14 protein-coding genes, 1 tRNA gene and 3 pseudogenes are annotated in these 20128 nt (G+C 41.8%); 11 read left to right on the top strand and 7 right to left on the bottom strand.

The features are described 5' to 3' along the window. Positions 1 to 144: 144 nt before the first annotated feature. Positions 145 to 567, bottom strand: a complete 423-nt coding sequence (locus tag CZ367_RS06060) for a hypothetical protein (protein ID WP_019036709.1) — start codon at positions 565 to 567, stop codon at positions 145 to 147. Continuing rightward, positions 564 to 917 (bottom strand): annotated as a pseudogene (locus CZ367_RS06055) (tyrosine-type recombinase/integrase); the annotation flags it as partial. The pseudogene CZ367_RS06055 and the gene CZ367_RS06060, both read right to left, overlap by 4 nt. A gap of 519 nt (positions 918 to 1436) precedes the next feature. On the opposite strand from CZ367_RS06055, the gene CZ367_RS06050 reads away from it, so the two are divergent. Further along, positions 1437 to 2801, top strand: a complete 1365-nt coding sequence (locus CZ367_RS06050; RefSeq protein WP_077196053.1) for an MATE family efflux transporter — start codon at positions 1437 to 1439, stop codon at positions 2799 to 2801. A 168-nt stretch (positions 2802 to 2969) separates the two neighbouring features. Next, positions 2970 to 3182, top strand: a complete 213-nt coding sequence (locus tag CZ367_RS06045) for a heavy-metal-associated domain-containing protein (protein WP_077196052.1) — start codon at positions 2970 to 2972, stop codon at positions 3180 to 3182. A 290-nt stretch (positions 3183 to 3472) separates the two neighbouring features. On the opposite strand, the pseudogene CZ367_RS06040 reads toward CZ367_RS06045, so the two are convergent. The 3 genes and pseudogenes from CZ367_RS06040 to CZ367_RS06030 form a co-directional block, all read right to left on the bottom strand. Further along, a pseudogene (locus tag CZ367_RS06040) lies at positions 3473 to 4441 on the bottom strand (phage integrase SAM-like domain-containing protein); the annotation flags it as partial. 28 nt (positions 4442 to 4469) lie between these two features. Beyond that, a complete protein-coding gene (locus CZ367_RS06035) occupies positions 4470 to 5699 on the bottom strand; it encodes a site-specific integrase (RefSeq protein ID WP_077196051.1) in 1230 nt (409 codons plus the stop codon). A 12-nt stretch (positions 5700 to 5711) separates the two neighbouring features. After that, positions 5712 to 6973: pseudogene (locus CZ367_RS06030) on the bottom strand (IS1380 family transposase). A gap of 151 nt (positions 6974 to 7124) precedes the next feature. On the opposite strand from CZ367_RS06030, the gene CZ367_RS06020 reads away from it, so the two are divergent. Next, on the top strand, positions 7125 to 9044 hold the full coding sequence (locus CZ367_RS06020) for a heavy metal translocating P-type ATPase (RefSeq protein WP_077196049.1): 1920 nt from the start codon (positions 7125 to 7127) through the stop codon (positions 9042 to 9044). Between the two features lie 372 nt (positions 9045 to 9416). Here the strand turns inward: CZ367_RS06020 and CZ367_RS06015 are convergent. Beyond that, positions 9417 to 9490: transfer RNA gene (locus CZ367_RS06015), tRNA-Arg, on the bottom strand. 48 nt (positions 9491 to 9538) lie between these two features. Next, the gene (locus CZ367_RS06010; RefSeq protein ID WP_077196048.1) at positions 9539 to 11326 is read right to left on the bottom strand and encodes a DNA polymerase III subunit gamma/tau; all 1788 of its coding nucleotides are present in this window, start codon (positions 11324 to 11326) and stop codon (positions 9539 to 9541) included. Between the two features lie 220 nt (positions 11327 to 11546). Between CZ367_RS06010 and CZ367_RS06005 the strand changes: the two genes are divergently transcribed. The 8 genes from CZ367_RS06005 to CZ367_RS05965 all read left to right on the top strand — a co-directional run bounded on the left by CZ367_RS06005 (position 11547) and on the right by CZ367_RS05965 (position 20054). After that, a complete protein-coding gene (locus tag CZ367_RS06005) occupies positions 11547 to 11891 on the top strand; it encodes an FtsB family cell division protein (protein WP_077196047.1) in 345 nt (114 codons plus the stop codon). Beyond that, positions 11875 to 12300, top strand: a complete 426-nt coding sequence (locus tag CZ367_RS06000; RefSeq protein WP_077196046.1) for a hypothetical protein — start codon at positions 11875 to 11877, stop codon at positions 12298 to 12300. Before CZ367_RS06005 ends, CZ367_RS06000 begins: the two co-directional genes overlap by 17 nt. Positions 12301 to 12405: 105 nt before the next feature. Continuing rightward, positions 12406 to 13260, top strand: a complete 855-nt coding sequence (locus tag CZ367_RS05995; RefSeq protein ID WP_077196045.1) for a DUF4369 domain-containing protein — start codon at positions 12406 to 12408, stop codon at positions 13258 to 13260. A 102-nt stretch (positions 13261 to 13362) separates the two neighbouring features. Continuing rightward, a complete protein-coding gene (locus CZ367_RS05990; RefSeq protein ID WP_077196044.1) occupies positions 13363 to 14700 on the top strand; it encodes a dihydroorotase in 1338 nt (445 codons plus the stop codon). 52 nt (positions 14701 to 14752) lie between these two features. Then, positions 14753 to 15946 (top strand): metallophosphoesterase, encoded by a 1194-nt coding sequence (locus CZ367_RS05985; RefSeq protein WP_077196043.1) that lies wholly within the window; start codon positions 14753 to 14755, stop codon positions 15944 to 15946. Positions 15947 to 16315: 369 nt separating this feature from the next. After that, positions 16316 to 16906, top strand: coding sequence for a hypothetical protein (locus CZ367_RS05980; protein ID WP_144005943.1), 591 nt, complete (start codon positions 16316 to 16318; stop codon positions 16904 to 16906). 827 nt (positions 16907 to 17733) lie between these two features. Then, entirely contained in the window at positions 17734 to 18480 is a 747-nt protein-coding gene (locus tag CZ367_RS05970) for a polyprenol monophosphomannose synthase (protein ID WP_077196040.1), read from the top strand. A gap of 86 nt (positions 18481 to 18566) precedes the next feature. Beyond that, positions 18567 to 20054 (top strand): phosphohexomutase domain-containing protein, encoded by a 1488-nt coding sequence (locus CZ367_RS05965; protein ID WP_077196039.1) that lies wholly within the window; start codon positions 18567 to 18569, stop codon positions 20052 to 20054. Positions 20055 to 20128 lie beyond the last annotated feature (74 nt).

The raw sequence follows: 20128 nt of genomic DNA, 5'->3' as shown, positions 1-20128 counted from the left end.
AAGGAAAAGGTAAAACGTAGTTACGAAGTAGTATAAGCCAATTATATACACTACTACAAGCTAATCCTTTTTCTTTCATCGCTTTACTCCTTTTGTAGTTATGTAGTAGGATAGTATCGGTGAAAGAAAAAGGATAGATATAATTTAATGCTGCGTTTCTCCAAAAAGGAATATCGATGTTATGGTTGCGGACGGTCGCTGTAACTCATGGATGATATACTTTCTAAAGAAGTGGGCTTCTGTGCTATCCAAGTGGAAAGACAGGGCAATGATAATTGGGAGCGGGTAAAGCGGTGCATAACCTGTCAACTCCTTATCTCTGACTATTACCCTCTCACCTGCACTCCTTTCATCAGGGTGCAGGTTGGGATTGCGGATTATCTCTTGAAGTCTATTATTGAGCTTCCTCCACGTTACACCGAAGAACCTCGCAAGTTCGCCCTCCGTCATGGCAATTTCTCCATTTTCTTTGCGAACGACTTGCATATTACAGCCCCATTCATAATAACTGCGCTCTTTGCATTGATGGAATTTTACTTCTATCTGTGGTTTGTTCTTTGTATTCATGCCGTTTCCTCTATGCTTTCGTTTCTGTTTGCGTTGACAATCGTCATTGCCCCTATGGTAATAGCTTCCGTTTCCATTGTATCGTTTTCTTTGTTCTTCTCCTGATGTTTGGCGATGAGTTTGTCCATGTCCTCGGATATCTTGCAGTCGGTTACCTGCGCATAAATCTGCGTACTTGCAATTGATGCGTGTCCCATCATCTTGGCGATGCTCTCAATGGGAATACCTGCACTTAGACACATCGTTCCGAAGGTATGTCTTGCCATGTGATAGGACAGACGTTGCTGGATACCACAAGCCTTGCCTACGATGCTTAACTTCGCTGCTAACACACTTCTGCTGCAACAGGGATGNACTTATGCAGAAAACTGCCGACCAAAGCAACAAACACACGAACCAAATAATTTCAGTTACCTATATCTGCATTTCGTTACCTATTCCCAATCTTGGTAATGATTTAGTAACTGAACTTCTGCTTAAATCCGCACTTTCCTGCCTTTTACGAACAGAGCAGTTTTATGCAAATCATTTCATATCCTGCTCATTATCAATCAGTTTACACAAACTTAGATTTATCTTCATTTTCTTTAATTAGTTGCGCTCCAAGAGTTGATGTTTTGCCCTCTCAAACATATATGTTTTGGATAGCTAAAGATGAACTATGAAATATAGACCACTCGTCTTTTGTTCTCTTTATCTGCTGTATCGGAAAAATAGACCATATTCTTTTGCGGTCAAATCTTTCTTATACGCTCTTTTTACCTCTCCTGGTTTTATTTTCTAAATGTGCTTTATGGCTTGAACTTTTATAGCTAATTAAGTTTTCATTTTCTTTGGATAATCTGCTTTTTTGTACCTTTGTCGTTGTTATGCACAAAGGAAAAAGTAATTTTACCTTCCTTACCGAAGGGCCTATCCACAAAGTGGTGTTGACGATGGCCATACCCACTATTATTTCAATGTTGGTAACAAGTTTATACAACATTGCCGACACCTATTTTGTAGGTCAACTCAATACACAAGCTACTGCCGCTGTGGGGGTGGTTTTCTCATTGATGTTTTTCATTCAGGCGTGTGGTTTTTTCTTTGGTCACGGTTCGGGCAATTACATTTCAAAAGAGTTGGGAGCGCAACGCAAAGCCAATGCCACACGCATGGCGTCTACGGGATTTTTCTTCTCGTTCTTGTTTGGTGTAGGCATTTTGGTAGTTGGTTTGCTTCTGCTTCGTCCCTTGTCATTGCTCTTCGGCAGTACGCCTACCATTCTGCCCTATACCGAAAAATATCTACGCATTATTCTCTTTGGTGCGCCCTTTCTCACTTCTTCGCTTACGTTAAACAATCAGATGCGCTTGCAAGGTAATGCCACGTATGCGATGTATGGCATTGTGGTAGGTGCGGTGCTCAATGTTGGGCTCGATCCACTGCTTATTTTCACCTTCGATATGGGTATTGAGGGGGCTGCCTATGCCACTATTGTAGGGCAAATAGCCTCCTTTCTTATCCTATTCGTTATGGCACGACAAGGCGAAAATATAGGTATATACCTCCGAAACTTTGCTCCTTCGTGGCTCGCATTTAAAGAAATATTCTATGGAGGTAGCCCTTCATTGTCTCGACAAGGATTGATGTGTTTGGCAACGATGTCGCTCAATATTGCAGCAGGTGTGTATGGCGATTCAGTCATTGCGGCAATGAGCATTGTATCACGAATTTCGATGCTTGTTTTGGCTACGGTGATAGGCTTAGGGCAAGGCTTTCAGCCCCTTTGTGGCTTTTGCTATGGTGCAAAACTTTACGACAGATTAGAAGACGGCTATAAGTTTACTGTAAAGTTGGGTACACTCTTCTTGATGGTTTGTACCGTTGTGGGGTGGTTTTTTAGCGGTTCGCTTATTGGACTGTTCCGTGATGATGCCCAAGTTATTGCTATTGGCGTTGTTGCCTTGCGTTGGCAACTTTGCACCTATCCCCTCAACGCATTTATTGTGGCAAGCAATATGTTGGCTCAAACGTGTAGAAAGCCTTTACGCGCCAATTTCCTCGCTACCGCTCGTCAAGGTTTGTTTTTCATTCCGTTGATATTCATTTTGCCAAAGTTTTATGGACTTCTTGGTGTGGAGATGTGTCAGGCGGTGAGCGATACATTGTCGTTTCTTGCCACGATACCTATTATGATATATACGTTCAAGGAATTTGACAGTGAACAATTAGAAATAAACAACAATCAATAAACTCAAATCGGTCATTAGAGATTTTTCGTGCAAAAAGTTAGATTATAATAGACCAAGTTGTCGTTATAGCATCTGTATGCTAACACAATATGCATTTTTCGTTCTATTTTAAGACAAAATGAAAGCAAAATTTTCTAATGAACGATTTGGGATAAAATTAAAACAATTATGGAAAAGCAGATATTCAGTGTTAATGGTATGAAGTGTGAACATTGCAAAGCTAAGGTAGAAACAGCTATAAAGGCAGTACCGGGGGTTCAGATAGCTGAAGCCAATGTGGCTGAAAAGAATGTCAGCATAACATACGATGAGATCTTGGTTTCGCCAGCGCAACTTAAAAAAGCAGTAGATGCGTTGGGAAAGTTTGAGATGATGATTTGATGTTATTAGAAAATCTTATTGTTTTTCAGACTTGTCGGACTTGTCGGACGGGTCATACGAGGCTGAAAATTCCAATAGCTTTTTCTATTGCCTTAATTCCGCAGTATTTTTTCTTGTGAGAAAATTTTATATGTTGAGATGTCTTTTTGGGGCTCTATATGTTGATATGAGGTGCTTCGGAGTTTTTTGGGTCTTTTCTAAGCATAAAATCCCCCCACCCAAACCAATGGGGAAGTATGATAACCACAAAGAAATACTGTTTATTCAATGAAGACTTCAGCGTAGTAGGNACAGGGTTGAAAGATAAGACGATTATCCATATCCGTGTTATTGCCTTCTTCTTTCACCGCTTGTAGTTGCCTTTGCTGCTCGATAATCGTCTTGGCAATGGGGTGTAACGGCACAATGAACTCCATCTTGGTCTTCTGACGCTCCTTTCTTATATACATCTGTCCGTCCGCTGCACTCTTGATATACCCAAACGTCAAATGTTCCATATCCGTAATGGCTAAACCTGTGAAGCAGGAGAAGATGAACATCCGCCTTGCAAGTTCGGCATCGCTATCACACATCTTCATTGCCATCAGGTTTTTCACATCACTCTTACTAAGAAAGCGGATAGCCTTTTCCACCTTTTCATATTCTGCATGCTCAAATGGATTATAACGAATGATGCGCTGGCTTACCGCACGGAACATTAAACGGCTCAGCCAACAAAGATAATTGTTGATGGTAGAGCCTTTCAATCCTTTCTTTTTAAGAAAGAATCGGTATTCCTCAAACAGTTCTTCCGTTATACTTCGGATTTCTATATCCTTACTCTCTAAGTCTTTGATAAACTCGCATAACATCCTATTTGCATAGAAAAGGTTAGTGTATGTACCTTCTGCCTTTGATTTGCCCACACCTTCCTTTACCGATTGTAGTTCTGTATTGCTAAGCTCCAACAAAGTGGTAGGAGAAGTTGCAATGCCCTGCAATCTGTTTTTAAGCAGTTCAGCACTTACCACTCCGTCTTTTAGGAGCAGTTCCTGATAGGTCTTTTCTACAAGTTCCCTGAATGATTGCAGTCGAAGATTGGTTTTCTTATTCGTTGTTGCTCCCTGTTTCGTGTTCCACTCTGTGGGCTTACATTCTTCGTTTGTGGTAATGACAGAGTTCTTGCCATCTATCGTGATACGGCAGAGTATGGAGGTCAGACCGTTTGCTTTAGTCTTTTGTCTGTTGATATAAAACAGTGTTTTGAATGTACTTCTCATAATGATTTTAGTTTTAATGCTACTATTGCTAAATGCTCATCTGCATATCCTCCGTGAAAGAAAGGAAACGCTCAAACTCCACAAACAGCTTCTGTGGCGTAACCTTTGCGTACCGCTCGGTCATATTCACGTTACTATGCCCCAACATCTTGCTTACCGTTTCTATCGGCACTCCCTGTTCAAGGGTAATGAGCGTGGCAAAGGTATGCCTTGCCGTATGCGTGGTAAAGGGAAAAGCTATGCCTGCTCTTAGGCGTAATGCTTTGAGATACGATTGATAGGTGGCATATTTCATCTGTGGCAATAGCCTTTCCCTTTCATCGCTCTTGTACTTCTCTATTATCCTGATGGCTTCGGGCAACAACTTGATACGGCAAAGTACGCCTGTCTTCTGCCTGTTGAACTTCAGCCAAAGGCTTCCCTCATCATCACGGACAAGATGCAATCTGCTTAACTCCATCAAATCGCAATAAGCTGCACCTGTATGGCAGGCAAAGACAAACAAGTCCCTTGCAGTTTCCATTTCCTCCTCCAACTCTCCAAACTGTATGTTCATTAGTTTATCAAGCGAACACCTGTCAAGAGCTTTGGGTAGTTTCTTGTCGCCTTTGCTTACCTTGACTTTGTCAAACAACAAAATATCGGCTAATCCTTCACGATAAGCCAATCTGCATACCGTTTTCAGATGGGTAGCAGCATTATAGAACGTACTTTCCTGAAACCCGCAAATCCCCATAAAGTATTGTTGGAAGTCGTAGATGAACTGCTCAGTAAGCTGTGAAAAAGCCAAATCAGAAATATTATACTTCCTTTTTATAAAGTTCTGCAAATGGGTACGAGTGGAATAGTAGCCAAATATACTTCCCTCCTTGATGTCAATGCCGATATGGTTTTCTTTCTCTTTGATGAGCCTATCCATCCTTTCAATAAGCATACACTTAGATTGAACGCTTCCTTGAAATTCCTCTTTTATATCAGTTGCATCAAATGGGCAACCTTTGGATAGCAGAGATTGATAGGCTGTTTGGACGGATAGCAGCAGGCTTTCCAACCTGCCGTTCAATTCCACCGCCTCACGGCTCTTTCCGTCCATTCTACTTTCACGGGGATTCCACAAATCAGGATTGCAGGACAGCTTGCAACTGAACTGCGCTATACTCCTTCCAAGCGTGATACGTCCCATGATTGGAGCCTTTCCCGACTTGTCCATACCGCTCTTTTTGAGGTAGAGCAACACCTTCATCTTTTCTGTTTGCATACGCTTTAATTTTTATANGTTCAGAACGTTCCGCCTTCCAGTGCGCACCCATTTTGCTGGCACGCTGACAAAATGCAGGATAAAGGCTTTCAGCCTGCTTGTCTTTTTCAATGGCTTGACCTTATCGCTGATATGACGGACGAGATAGAGATAGAAGTTCTTCAGCATGGCGGTAACCATCATGAAAACCATATTCTCAGCCATAAAGGAAAAGGGCAGATGTGACCATCCGAAGTCATTGTTCTGTATGTCGAAGTTCTTTTCGCTTGCTCCACGCTCATTATAAAATGTAATGATGTCTTTCTCGGTAGATGTCCAGTTATTGGTGAGGATACAGCGGTATGTGTATATTACTCCGAACATATCCGTCTGTTGCTTGCCATCCTTGTCTTTCAAAGGACTACGCTGTACGACAAGCCTGTATGACTTTCCTTCTATTAAGTTGTCTATGCTGATGGATGTGACATCGCATTTCTCATAACCAACCTCAACACTCTTCCATTCTTTCAGCTGGCGGAAGTCCTCGTGTCGGCTGCCGCAGTTGACTGCACGTATATAGAACGTGTTGCAGCGCTGCTCTACGGTTTGGATAATTTCCTTTGAGAACGATCCGCAATCAGCACGGAAACGCTCTATTACCACACCAAGTTCTGAGGTTACACGGTCCATAATGCGACGGAGCGTGTCTTCTTGATGGAACCTCACATTGGTGTTTCCGTCACGATTCTCACCTCCGACTATGATTCCCCCAATGGAAGCCCAACCAGGGAAATAGCCAAAATCCTGCTTGTAAGAATACTTTGCATCGAACTTGTGGGCTGGAATAAACTGGTGATCAAAGTCTAAGTCAATATGACTGCCCACCTTTATAAGCCCCATCCTCCGTATCATTCGTAAAAGTAAGGTATTCAACTTCTGTGCGTGTTGAAACTATACGACTTGTCGGAGATTTCGCTCTTGTAGACAATACTTTTCTCGGCAAGCTCCTTTAGTCTGCGCCCCACAGTGTCGGCACCGGGTAATAGCGTATCAGGTCTCTGCTTGAACTGCCCTATAAGTGCATTGATGTCCTCAAGGCATTCTCCACCACAAAGGTAGCTGAAGAAGAGAGAGCCGAAAATACTTCCATGGCTGAATGCCTTGCCGCTACTTCTACGTTTGCCCAATACGGATTCGGTAAGTTTTTCAAAGCCCAACTTTGAGAAAACGTCCATAATGTGATAAATTCCACCAAAAGAAGTAATATTCTCGTTTTTAATTGCTACCTTTGCCATATCAGTTTTTTGCTTACTTGTTATGTTTGCAGCACCAAGATAGGTGAAATTTCTGACATATCCAAGTGTTTTGAGAACTTTGTTTCTCAGTCACTTGGAGTTCTTACAAGAATTTATGCTGCGGAATTAAGGTATTTCTAAAAAAGCAAATATGAAGAAAACAATTCCTGTCATCGGTATGGCGTGTTCGGCCTGCTCTGCTACTGTAGAAAAGAAGTTGAATAGCCTCAAAGGTGTTGCGTCTGCAACGGTCTCATTGCCCAGTCGTTCGGCTTTGGTGGATTTTAATCCTGACGAAATAACACTTCAGGAGTTGAAAACAGAGATAAATACCATTGGGTTCGACCTTGTTATAGAAGAAGGACGTTCGGCAGAAGAAATAGAAAAGCGATCTTATACCTTATTAAAGCGTAAGACGCTGCTCTCGTGGGTCTTCTCATTGGGTGTGATGGCTGCTTCTATGCATTGGATAGATGTAGGAAATGCAAGCAATAGCAATCAGGTAGCAATGCTTATAGCCCTTGCCAATATGTTGTGTTGTGGGCGTCAGTTTTATGTTTCTGCGTGGAAACAACTGCTTCACGGCTCTGCCAATATGGATACGTTGGTGGCATTATCTACAATGATAGCCTTTCTTTTTAGCGTGTTCAATACCTTTTGGGGCGAGATGGTGTGGGGTAGTCGTGGCATAGTCTGGCATACGTATTTCGATGCCTCGGTTATGATTATTACATTTGTGCTGACAGGTCGATTGTTGGAAGAAAAAGCAAAAGACGGCACAGCATCGTCTATCCGACAGATGATGGGAATGGCCCCCAAGACTGCACATATTGTAAATGGTGAAGATATAGAAGAAGTACCTATTTCGACCATCGAAGTGGGCGACCTTTTAGAAGTGCGGACAGGCGAAAAAGTACCTGTCGATGGCGAAGTGGTGTGGGCTGAGAGTTTTATGAAGGCTGATGCGGCTTACATAGACGAGAGTATGATAACGGGAGAACCTAACCCAGCGGAGAAAAAGCAAGGCGACCACGTGTTGGCAGGTACTATTCCCAATCAAGGGAAGTTGCGTATGCGTGCTCGACAGATAGGCGAAGATACGGCTTTAGCCCAAATCATACGTATGGTTCAAGAAGCCCAAGGGTCTAAAGCACCTGTTCAGCGCATTGTAGACAAGGCAGCTTTGGTGTTTGTGCCTATCGTTTCGGTAATTTCGCTTATAACATTTTTCGTTTGGTGGAGCATTGGAGGGAGCGCATATTTGCCTCAAGCCATTCTTTCCGCCATAGCTGTGTTGGTGATAGCTTGCCCTTGTGCTATGGGATTGGCTACCCCTACGGCACTGATGGTAGGAATAGGCAAGGCTGCCGAACAACAAATATTGATAAAAGACGCAACCGCATTGGAGCGTTTGCACAAGATAGACGTGCTTGTAACCGATAAAACGGGTACGCTAACTATTCCTAATCGTAATATCGACTTTACTAAGGCGGACGAACTATCGCTTGAGGCACGAGAAACATTGAAACCTAATGCACGCAAAGCAATGGAAATGTTGCAAAATAGTGGAGTAGAGGTGTATATGATGAGTGGCGATAAGGAGGAGGCCGCTCGTTATTGGGCGAAAAAAGCAGGTATAAAGCATTATCAAAGTAAGGTTTTGCCCCAAGATAAGGAGAACCTTGTGCGCCGTTTGCAAGCCGAAGGAAAACGTGTGGCAATGGTTGGAGATGGTATAAACGATACCCAAGCATTGGCATTAGCCGATGTAAGTATTGCCATAGGCAAGGGAACGGACGTAGCAATGGACGTGGCACAAGTAACATTGATGGGCGATGACCTTCTAACTCTTCCCAATGCACTGCTATTAAGTAGACGTACGGTGCGTATGATATGGCAAAACCTCTTTTGGGCGTTCATTTACAATCTTGTGTGTATTCCTCTTGCAGCAGGTTTGCTTTATGCCTTTGGAGTTCATTGGCAGATTACTCCTTCGTGGGCAAGTGCGCTGATGGCATTCTCAAGTGTGAGTGTAGTGCTCAATAGTTTGAGATTGAAGTATATGAAATAAGTGTGTGATTATTCTTAAACTCCAATCGATCGTTAGACTTCTTCGAGATTTGCGAGCTTATTTTTAGCTATTTTTGGTTGTTTTTGAAGACGTTTAGCGAGCTAAACAACTGAAAAAACAAACGAAAAAAGCCAAAATAAGGTGCAAAGACGAAGAAAAGCATAACATCTAAACGCTTTAAAAAGCCTTTGCGGGCTAATGGCCGATTTGGGTTAAACAACCATTTAGGATTAAAAAAAGTATGAAATGGTTGTTTTTTTTGTTGCGCTTAAAGAACTTGTATATTACCGTACAACAACCTCAAGTAATATACGCTTTGTCTTGTTTCTCCTATTGCTTGTGTGCTTTTATTGCGCCTTGCAAGGGGGAAAGTGACTCCGATGGGATTCAAACCCATGACCTCAGGAACCGGAAACCTGCGCTCTATTCAGCTAAGCTACGGAGCCAATGTTTGTGCAAAATTAATGTAATCTTTTTAGATAACAAAATTATTGCTATACTAAATCCAATCCTAATTTTTCGATAAGCGAAACCACAGCAGCATTTTCTTGCTTTAGTTTCTCCAATTCTTCACGTGGTGTGAGAATTTTCTTTATCTCTTCTGCCTTCGCTAATCGTATCTCAAAGGTGATGTTTCCATTGTGCAATTCGTTAGCCATTGTCTTACGAATACGCCCCTTTATGCCTATAATTTCTTGCAGCAAGATGTTGTTGCCTGTTACCACCTCTATGTGGGGACATTCGGTAACAGTAGGTTTTAAGTTGCGCATACGTTGGGCGAGTCCAACATTATTTTTTTCAATACGTGTACACATCTTGCGCCATTCTATGATGAGGTCTTGTTGTGTAAACGTTTGATTTTCTTCTTTGTTGGTTATATCAAATGTTTCTTCTTTCTTCTCTTTGGGCTTGTCAGCATTGAGAAGATTATTGAATGACATTCCCAATCCACCCAAGTTAACCTTAGGCATTGTGGGTGTTTTGGTGGGTTGAGGAGTTGTGGTAGGTGTGGTTTCAACCGATACGTGTGTGGCGGTTGTAGCCGTTTGAGCTATCTCTTGTGTAGCTTTGGTATGGCTTGCCCCAGTTACCTGCTGAACTGTTTTGGGCTGAGCCTTAATGATAAGATTTCTGAACAGGGTTTTTAAACGCTTAGGGCTACGCCCCGATGCAGGCACATCATCGTCCTTTTGGGTTATCTGGGCTACTTGTATAAGTGTTATTTCTACCAATAAGCGTTTGTTAGAGCTTTGTCTGTACTCCACATCACAGCGGTTCATTATCTGTAAAGCCTGATAAAGGAAAGGAGTGGGGCAACGTTGTGCCTGTTCTTGATAGCGTGTGCGTTGCTGTTGGCTCACTTCAAGGAGTGGTAACGTTTGTGCGTCCTTTGCCATAAGCACATTGCGAACGTGCGAAGCTAAGCCGTTGATGAGGTTACCACCATCAAATCCCTTATTAATGATATTGTTTAGCAATACCATAATTTCGCTCACCTTGTTTTCTAATGCGAAGTCAACGATGTGGAAGTAGTTGTCCATATCCAGTACGTTGAGGTCTTCTATTACTTTTTGATAGGTGATATTGCCTTGTGAGAAGCTCGCTGCTTGGTCAAAGATAGAGAGTGCGTCACGCATACCACCATCTGCCTTTTCTGCAATAATGCTCAAAGCCTGTTCTTCGTATTGTATGCCTTCTTTCTCAGCTACTGCTTTAAGGTGGCTGATGATGTTTGGCACAGTCATACGCTCGAAGTCGTATATCTGACAACGTGAGAGAATAGTAGGAAGAATTTTATGTTTTTCAGTTGTTGCAAGGATAAAAATAACGTGTGCAGGTGGTTCTTCAAGTGTCTTCAAGAAAGCATTGAACGCTGCAGTTGAAAGCATGTGAACCTCATCAATGATAAACACCTTGTAATATCCCACTTGTGGTGGAATACGAGTTTGTTCCATCAGCGATTTGATGTTCTCCACAGAGTTGTTGCTGGCTGCATCAAGCTCGAAAATATTATAACTTCTGCTTTCGTTAAAAGCCTTACAGCTCTCACATTCGTTGCACGCTTCGCCTTCTGCTGTTGGGTGTTCGCAGTTTATGGTTTTAGCAAAAATACGTGCACAGGTGGTCTTTCCTACACCACGAGGTCCACAGAAAAGGTAGGCGTGTGCCAATTTTCCACTCTTTACAGCATTCTTTAGTGTTACCGTAAGCGATTGTTGTCCCACTACGGTGTCGAACGATAGTGGGCGATATTTACGTGCTGAAACAATGTATTCTTCCATTTTATAATCTGATAGTTGATTGCAAAGATACTAAAAAGTTGAGAGATGAAAGAGTGGAGATGCTATAATTAATAGTTAATAACCTAAAAAACTATCCTTGTCATTCTGACTTATTGAAATCTTTTGTGTACTTTTGTAGCAGTAAGTCGTTAAAGGATAATTCTCTACGTTTCGTGCAGAATGGTTTCTTAGGTAGTATTTGTTAACAGTAAAGAGCAAAGTGAGTAAAATTACAGGTCACATTTTTTATTTTCTCAGCCGATTTAAGTATCACATTGTTGGGGTATTAGGTATTCTTATGGTTGGTTTTTTAGATGAGAATAGCTTTATGAAGCGCATTGAGTATTATTATCAAATACAAGACCTTAATGCAGAAATAGAGAAGTATGAGAAGCAATATGTTCACGATACAGAGCGACTGAAAGAATTGAAAAGTAATCCTTCTGCGATGGCAAAGATTGCTCGCGAACGTTATTTTATGAAAGCCGATGACGAAGATATATTTGTTTTAAGCGACGACGAACAAACCGAAGGTAATAGTAATATTTATGAAACAGCTGAATAAGATAGAGAGTCTTTTATTTATAATAGGTGGTTTGTTGATGGCAGCAGGGGCAGGACTCTATGCTTTCTTTATTCTCCAACCGCTTACTTGTTGGGTTATGCTCATCGGAGCTGTACTCTTTGTGGCAATGCAGATACGTCAAGAGTATTTAGGACGTAACATTACCATACGCCGTCTACGCCGTATTATGTTCCTTGCCAATGCTTGCTTTGTGCTTGCAGGCATATTTATGGTAGAAGATGCTTATCGTCTGATTGCTCCATTCTTTACCAACTCAATCGGTGGATACAGCCTTTACGTCAACATCTTTTATCATAACTGGGTGATACTCTTATTGATAGGAGCAGTGTTAGAGGTTTATACCACTCATCGCATTAGTTCCGAGCTTGAAAAAGAGCAAAAACAATAAGCTGAAAAAACGCTAAAAAAGAACTGAAATGTTATAAATAGCCTAAAAAACTTTCGGTAGTTCAACTATACATTGTAAATTTGTGTGTGAACAAGCAGTATCTCTATGAATAAAATACTTTACGCTTTAATCTCAGTCTTAGCACTCACTTCTTGTGCTAAATCATACCATATTCAAGGAACGTCAAACGTTTCGAGCCTTGATGGTCGTAAGCTATACCTAAAAATCACAAAAGACAATTCACTTGTAAGCATCGATTCGTGCGATGTACTTCACGGTCAGTTTACTTTTAGCGGAACTCTCGACTCCGTAAAAGTTGTGCAAGTGTTTATGGACGATGTAAGTCTTCAAATGCCTGTTGTACTTGAAGAAGGCGACATTGTATTGAAGTTAGACGATGCAGCACAAAGTGTAAGCGGCACACCCTTAAATGATAAGCTCAATACTTTTTGGAAGAAGTTTATGCAATTGCGCAATCAGTATGCAGAGATTGACCACGAAGAAGGCGTAGCTATAATGAACGGACACGATGAACAAGCCACCAATACCCGATTGATAAAGAAAGCATTGCGTGTATATGCTAATGGCGACAAGCTGTTTACCAACTTTGTTACCGATAACTTTGATAATGCGCTTGCTCCTTGGGGCTTCTTTACCCGTGTTACTTACGATATGACCCCCGATGCCTATCCACTTTGGATGAACGACCATTTATATATCAACGCAATTAGTCAGTTGCCATCGTGGGTAGAATATATAATGACAAAAGCTCCCGATACGTTCAAGAATAACCCAGCCATAGTCTCTTTTTACGATGATTTTCAACGTGTTCAGAAAGAAATGAATGGTATGGCAACCCCTGAACCTACCGTGAGTGCAGCAGCCTTAGGTGCTCAAAACCCTAATATAGCACCTCCAACACCTGCTGAATTAGCTGGCGATACCGCAAAAACGGAATAAAGATACATTTTAGGTTGATGAAAGAAGGCAAATAATCCCAACTTTCTCCCCCGCGAATGATCATTCGATCAATAAGCATACAATTTTAAACGAATAAATACAATGAGGAAACTCATTTCAAACGGAACTATTGTTAATGAAGGGCGAACCTTCAAAGGAAATATCGTTATAGAAAACGATAGAATTATAGAAATTTCGGAACACACAACACCCCGTGGCACATACGATGAATGCGTAGATGCCACGGGGTGTTTTGTTCTTCCGGGGGTGATAGATGCACACGTGCATTTCCGCGAGCCAGGGATGGAAGAAAAAGCCGACATAGAAAGCGAGACGAGAGCTGCAGCGTACGGAGGTGTTACCTCTTATTTTGAAATGCCCAACACCTCTCCACAAACCACCTCGATTGAGGCTTTGAACGATAAGTTTCAACGAGCAAGCCGAAGCAGTCATATCAATTACAGCTTTTTCTTTGGTGCTACAAATGCCAATTGCGAGCTTATACGCCATTTAGATGTTCATTCCGTCCCAGGTGTAAAACTTTTTATGGGATCTTCCACAGGCAATATGCTTGTGGACAGATTAGGCGTATTGGACGAAATCTTTGCCACTTCAGCCGCAGTAGGTTTACCCATTATGACTCATTGCGAGGACTCTAACATCATCAATGCTAATATGAAAGCGGCAAAAGAACGCTATGGAGACGACCCAGACCTAACCCTTCATCACAAAATACGCAGTGAAGAAGCGTGCTATCGCTCATCGGCATTGGCGGTAGACTTAGCCTTGAAACATAAAACACAGCTACATATAGCTCACCTCTCAACAGCTCGTGAGTTGGAACTATTAAATGTTCCGAACGCAAAACATTATGTAACGCTTGAAGCCGTTATTGCTCATCTCCTTTTTACCAATGATGATTACACCACATTGGGCGGACTTATCAAGTGCAATCCCTCAATTAAGACCCTTGCTGACCGCACCGAACTGCGCAAAGCTCTTGCCGATGGTCGCATCTCAACCATAGGTACCGACCACGCCCCTCACCTTCTTGCACAGAAACAAGGCGGTGCAGCCAAAGCCACATCGGGTATGCCAATGATACAATTCTCATTGGTGGCAATTCTCGAATTGGTAGATAAAGGCGTACTCACCATCGAACGAATGGTAGAGCTTATGGCACACGCCCCTGCTCATCGCTTTCAAGTGAACGAAAGAGGTTTCCTTCGTCCTAATTACAAGGCAGATATAGCCATTGTACGACCTAATTCGCCTTGGCAAGTTACCGAAGACATCATACAAAGCAAGTGTAAATGGAGTCCTTTACAGGGACATTGTTTCAATTGGAAAGTGGAACACACTTTCTGCAATGGGGTTCATTTGCTCAATAAAGACGTATTCAATGCCACCCCACGTGGCGAAAAACTATCTTTTAGATAAGTATGTATGCTTAATTTACAACACCTATTTTTATAGATAAAAAGCAAAACGAATGATAGCAAGAATAGTTATTCCCTTACTTTTACTCATCGTGTTATCCGATGTGTTTATTGATGCACATCTTTTCCGCAAGCGTTTCCCACTTGTTTGGTGGAAACGTTTGTTGTGGTGGATACCTACCCTTGTAATGGTAAGCTATACTTGCATTTTAGCATCGTTGGATAGTTTTGCGCCCGACGAAATGCAGTGGCTCACTACCTATTTGGTGCTTTTGGGCATCATTGTTGGTCCTAAAATAATTTTCTCTTTATGCACCATCGCAGGAATGACGGTTCGTCGCTACCTCATTCCTACCAAGCGCAACTATGGCTATCCTCTTGCCGCTGTGCTAAGTATTACTGCTGTAGGCTTGTATATCTATGGACTAACAATAGGAGTAGGCGAAATTAAGGTAAAACACATTACCCTTAGCTTTCCCAACCTTCCGTTGGCTTACGATGGCTATCGCATCGTGCACGTGTCCGACCTTCATCTCGGCTCGTTCAAGGGGTGGAGAGAACGTATTTTAAAAGCCGAAATGGATAGCATTAGGGCACAAGAAGCCGACCAAATTATCTTTACGGGCGATTTGCAGAATATGCGTCCAGAGGAAGTGAACGACTTTATTCCGTTGCTCAAGAAAGCTATGCCTCGTACAATAACCATATTGGGCAATCACGACTATGCAGAGTATGTGAAGCTATCATCTGAAGAGGCTGCCGAACAGGAACAACGCTTTAAAAACATTGTTCGCAACAAATTGGGTTGGACTTTGCTTGATAACAAGAATACTATTCTTCCTTTGCCCAAACACAACCCGACCAACGACAACACACCTATTATAATATGTGGCGGTGAAAACGATGGTCGACCTCCTTTTCCTAAAAAGGTGGATATGGCGCAGACAATGCAATGCGTAAAGTCCACCGACTTTGTTATTATGCTTCAGCACGACCCATCGGCTTGGCGTAGAAACATTTTGCCCCATACCCACGCCCAACTCACCCTTAGCGGTCATACCCACGGAGGACAGATGCAATTTTTTGGCTTCCGTCCTACACAAATTAGGCAGAAAGAAGATTTAGGATTGTATCAAGAAAATGGACGTTATCTGTACATTACAGCGGGTTTAGGCGGACTGGTGCCTTTTCGTCTCAATATGCCTAATGAGGTTACGGTGATAACACTTCGCAAAGCCGTACATTAACCCTTCAAGTTATGATTGGGCTAAGCGATAAAGCTGTAGAAAACTTTACAACTGTACACATTGTATAAATATACCTTTCGTGTGGTTAATAAGTATTTATATACCTTTTCTGCTTTACCTTCTTATTGTTTTGTAAGTACGGAAATGTGAATAAAAAGCCTCGTTTTGTTAACTATATGCTTTATTTTTGTCGTTTTGTGTACACATTTTATCGTAATCTGTGCGTTCTTTAAGTATTTGGTATATAAATGAAAACTGATACTAAAAAAGATGTAAAATTAACCGAATATTGTGATTTTAGAAAACTAATACATATCTTTGCCATCGAATACAACTAATAATATTAATAACAACTAAAAGATTAACCAAATGAAAGTTACAAAATTTTTCACAGTAGCGTTAATGGGGATTGCATTTAGCAGTCAAGTTTTTGGACAAGCTCCAACCGATACAATTACACGTGACACCACCGTTGTCGACACCATAGTTGTAGATGAGCAACAACCCGTAGCAGATGGTCTCTTTGTCGAGGCTATTCCGATGGGGCAAGATACCAACGTCGACACCACCGTTGTGGAAGACCCAGTGCCAACGCCCGAACCAACACCAGAAACTGGTTTGACCGATGGCACACTTGTCGACCTTCTTTCTGCCAATGTAGGCAAAACTGCAACCGAAGCAACCCTCTTTAGTAACGCTCTTTTGGCTGAACGTGCAAAAGCATTATTAGGCAGCGATTTTGAGGTAGTAACCACCCGATGCGACATCGAAACCCCAATAGCAATAGCGGGCGAGGTGTTCACCTTCAGCGGTTGCGACGATGTGTCAAATCCTACACTTATCACTACATACGTGTACGATGCCACTAACGACAATCTCAATATTGTTGTAAAGCGTGATGGGGTAGGGAAAGTTTTTGCAGAGAAAGCCGAACTCCCACAAGCAACCAATGCCAAGTAAGACAAAATAGTTTTGATGTAGCATAGATAACGTCAGAAAGAGACTGCTGCAAGGTTGTAGGCTGGTAGTTCTTTCGCTGAGCAGCACTCTATTCTGACTTTCTATTTTACAAGATAACAACCACTGAAACATAATTTTATATTAAGGCTGGTTCTATAAATTAGCTTTGTTAGATTTTGAGCCTGTTTTATATAAAAAGAAGCCAAAAGATAACAAAACGTATTTCATAAAAATTTAATGACGATATGCGGTGGTAATTTATAGAACCAGCCTTAATTGTTTTGAAAATAGAATAGCGCAAATACGTAACGTAGTTTTTAGAAATCATAATGTGTAATTTTTTATAGTCAATGTTGGGCTTGTATCACATCTTATTGTGGTGCAAGTCTTACTTTTTGCCCCTATTGTACTTGTTCTGTTTTTCCTCTCTTTATCTTTTGCGAATAAGACATCTATCTTTGAGTTGCAAAACATATATGTTTGGCATTCCCAAAGTTCAACTTTGACCGTGTAAAACATATATGTATTAGGGTGTCAAACATATATGTTTTGCTTAGGTGTTGTAAATGCTTAACAATCAGTGCGTTGCAAGCAGGAATTTCTGTAGTTCAACAATGCGCCTTATTGTTCTATTCTTCCTTTCTTCGTCTGTAGGCTGTTTAGGTTTTTACGTACCTTTTCTTCTTTTTCTCTACCATTCTTTTGTATGGTATAGCCTTTGTGTTTTGCGTGTTCTTTTTTGCATTTGCTTTTTGTATAAACAAACTTCCTATTTGATTTGTAGTATTCGGATAAAAATACTAATTTTGCAAAAAACATATATATATATGGCAAGCGATAGTATTGTAATCATTCCCACTTATAACGAAAAAGAGAATATGGAGAAGATTATCCGAGCTGTTTTTGGCTTGGACAAGTGTTTCCATATCTTAGTGATAGACGATGGTAGTCCTGACGGAACAGCACAGATAGTGCACAACCTTATCAAGACCGAATTTGCTGATCGTCTTTTCATCATAGAGCGTTCGGGGAAATTAGGCTTGGGCACAGCTTATATTCGTGGTTTCCAATGGGCATTAGAGCACGACTATGAATATATTTTTGAGATGGACGCCGACTTTAGTCATGACCCCAACGATTTGCCTCGCCTTTATGCAGCTACCCACGATGAAGGCTTCGATGTGGCTGTGGGTTCACGCTATGTAAGTGGGGTGAACGTGGTAAATTGGCCTATCGGGCGTGTGCTGATGAGCTATTTTGCCAGCAAGTATGTGCGCTTTGTTACAGGATTTCACGTTCACGACACCACAGCAGGCTTTGTGTGCTATCGCCGCAAGGTGTTAGAAACCATATCTTTAGACGAAATAAAGTTTAAGGGATATGCTTTCCAAATAGAAATGAAATATACCTCGTACAAGATAGGTTTCAAGATAAAGGAAGTGCCTGTTATCTTTGTCAATCGCAGAGAAGGAACAAGCAAAATGAGCGGTGGCATATTCTCTGAAGCATTCTTTGGAGTGATGCGTTTGCGTTTAGATGGTTGGTTCCGCAAATATCCTAAACCTAAGGCATAAAACCATTGTGCTGAGGCTATAAACGAAAAATAAAAGAACTAAATATTAAATATATTACAACGGAAAACATCTAAAGAAGAAACAGAATGGATTGGAAGAAATTGCAGAATGGTTCAGACATTCGTGGCATTGCCCTTGAAGGTATAGAGGGTGAAAACGTAAATCTTACAGACGAAATAACCATCGCTTTGGCTAAAGCCTTTGTGGCTTGGCTTGGCGAAAAGAATGGCAAGACTGCTCAACGTGTAGCTGTAGGAAGCGACTCACGCCTGTCAAGCCCTGCATTGCGCAAAGCCTTTGCCGAAGGTGCTGCTGGTGTAGGTGCTGAAGTTTTGACTTTTGGTATGGCGTCCACTCCTGCAATGTTTATGTCTACTGTTGACGATACGCTTAAAGTAGATGGTGCTGTGATGGTAACAGCAAGCCACTTGCCTTGGAATCGTAATGGATTGAAGTTCTTTACGGCTAAGGGTGGATTAGAAAAGGCTGATATAGCACGCATCTTAGAGCTTGCACCACAATTCTACAATGTAGAGAATAAGGCTGAAGGCACCGTGAAAGAGGTAGACTTTATGCAAACCTACTGCAATATTCTTGTAGACTATATAAGAAAAGGTGTAAATGTGGGCGATGAACCTTTGAAGGGAATGAAAATCATTGTTGATGCAGGTAATGGTGCAGGTGGATTTTTTGTTCACAATGTGCTCGATTGTTTGGGTGCAGATACAAAGGGTAGTCAGTTCCTTGAACCTGACGGAAAATTCCCTAACCACGTGCCTAATCCTGAAGACAAACAGGCTATGGCATCTATCTGCAAGGCGGTAGTGGAGCAGAAAGCCGACCTTGGTATTATTTTTGATACCGATGTAGACCGCTCTGCCATTGTAGACCGCACAGGTGCACCTATCAATCGTAACGCATTGATAGCCTTGATAGCTGCCGTTATTCTCCGTGAGCACCCTCAAAGTACTATCGTTACCGACTCGGTTACTTCTGATGGTTTGGCAACATTCATTGCCGACCGCAAAGGTGTGCATCATCGCTTCCGCCGTGGTTATAAGAACGTTATCAATGAGTCGCTCCGTCTCAATGCTGAAGGTAAAGAATCTTGGTTAGCTATTGAAACTTCGGGACACGCTGCATTGCGCGAAAACTTCTTCTTAGACGATGGTGCTTACCTTGTGGCTAAACTCATTGTTGAGGCAGCTTGTCTTCGCAAGGAAGGAAAAGAGTTGCAAGACCTTATAGCTGCTCTTCGTCAGCCTAAAGAAAGCAAGGAAGTGCGTTTCAAAATCAATGCAGACGACTTTAAAGCCTATGGCGAAGATGTGCTAAAGCATATTAAGAGCGAGGCTGAAAAACAGGCTGGTTGGCAGATAGTTACGCCTAACTACGAGGGAGTACGCATAGCTTGTAAGGCTGAGGACGAACAAGGGTGGTTCTTGCTTCGTCAGTCGCTTCACGACCCTGTGTTGCCGCTCAATATTGAGTCGGACGTTAAGGGTGGTGTGGCTAACATAGAAAAGAAGGTAAATGCCTTGTTGGCAGCCTTTACCGCATTAGAAAAGAAATAAAAAACAAGGAATAGAAAGGAAATAGGTACGTGATAAAGTTGCGTTTCTATCTCCTTTTGATACGCTTTTATTTT

Origin of the sequence: Prevotella ihumii (assembly GCF_900155655.1) — a bacterium.
In the GTDB taxonomy this organism is placed as follows: Bacteria; Bacteroidota; Bacteroidia; order Bacteroidales; family Bacteroidaceae; genus Prevotella; species Prevotella ihumii.
The sequence above is the reverse complement of the archived record's forward strand: the minus strand, read 5'-3'. Positions and strand labels throughout refer to the sequence as shown.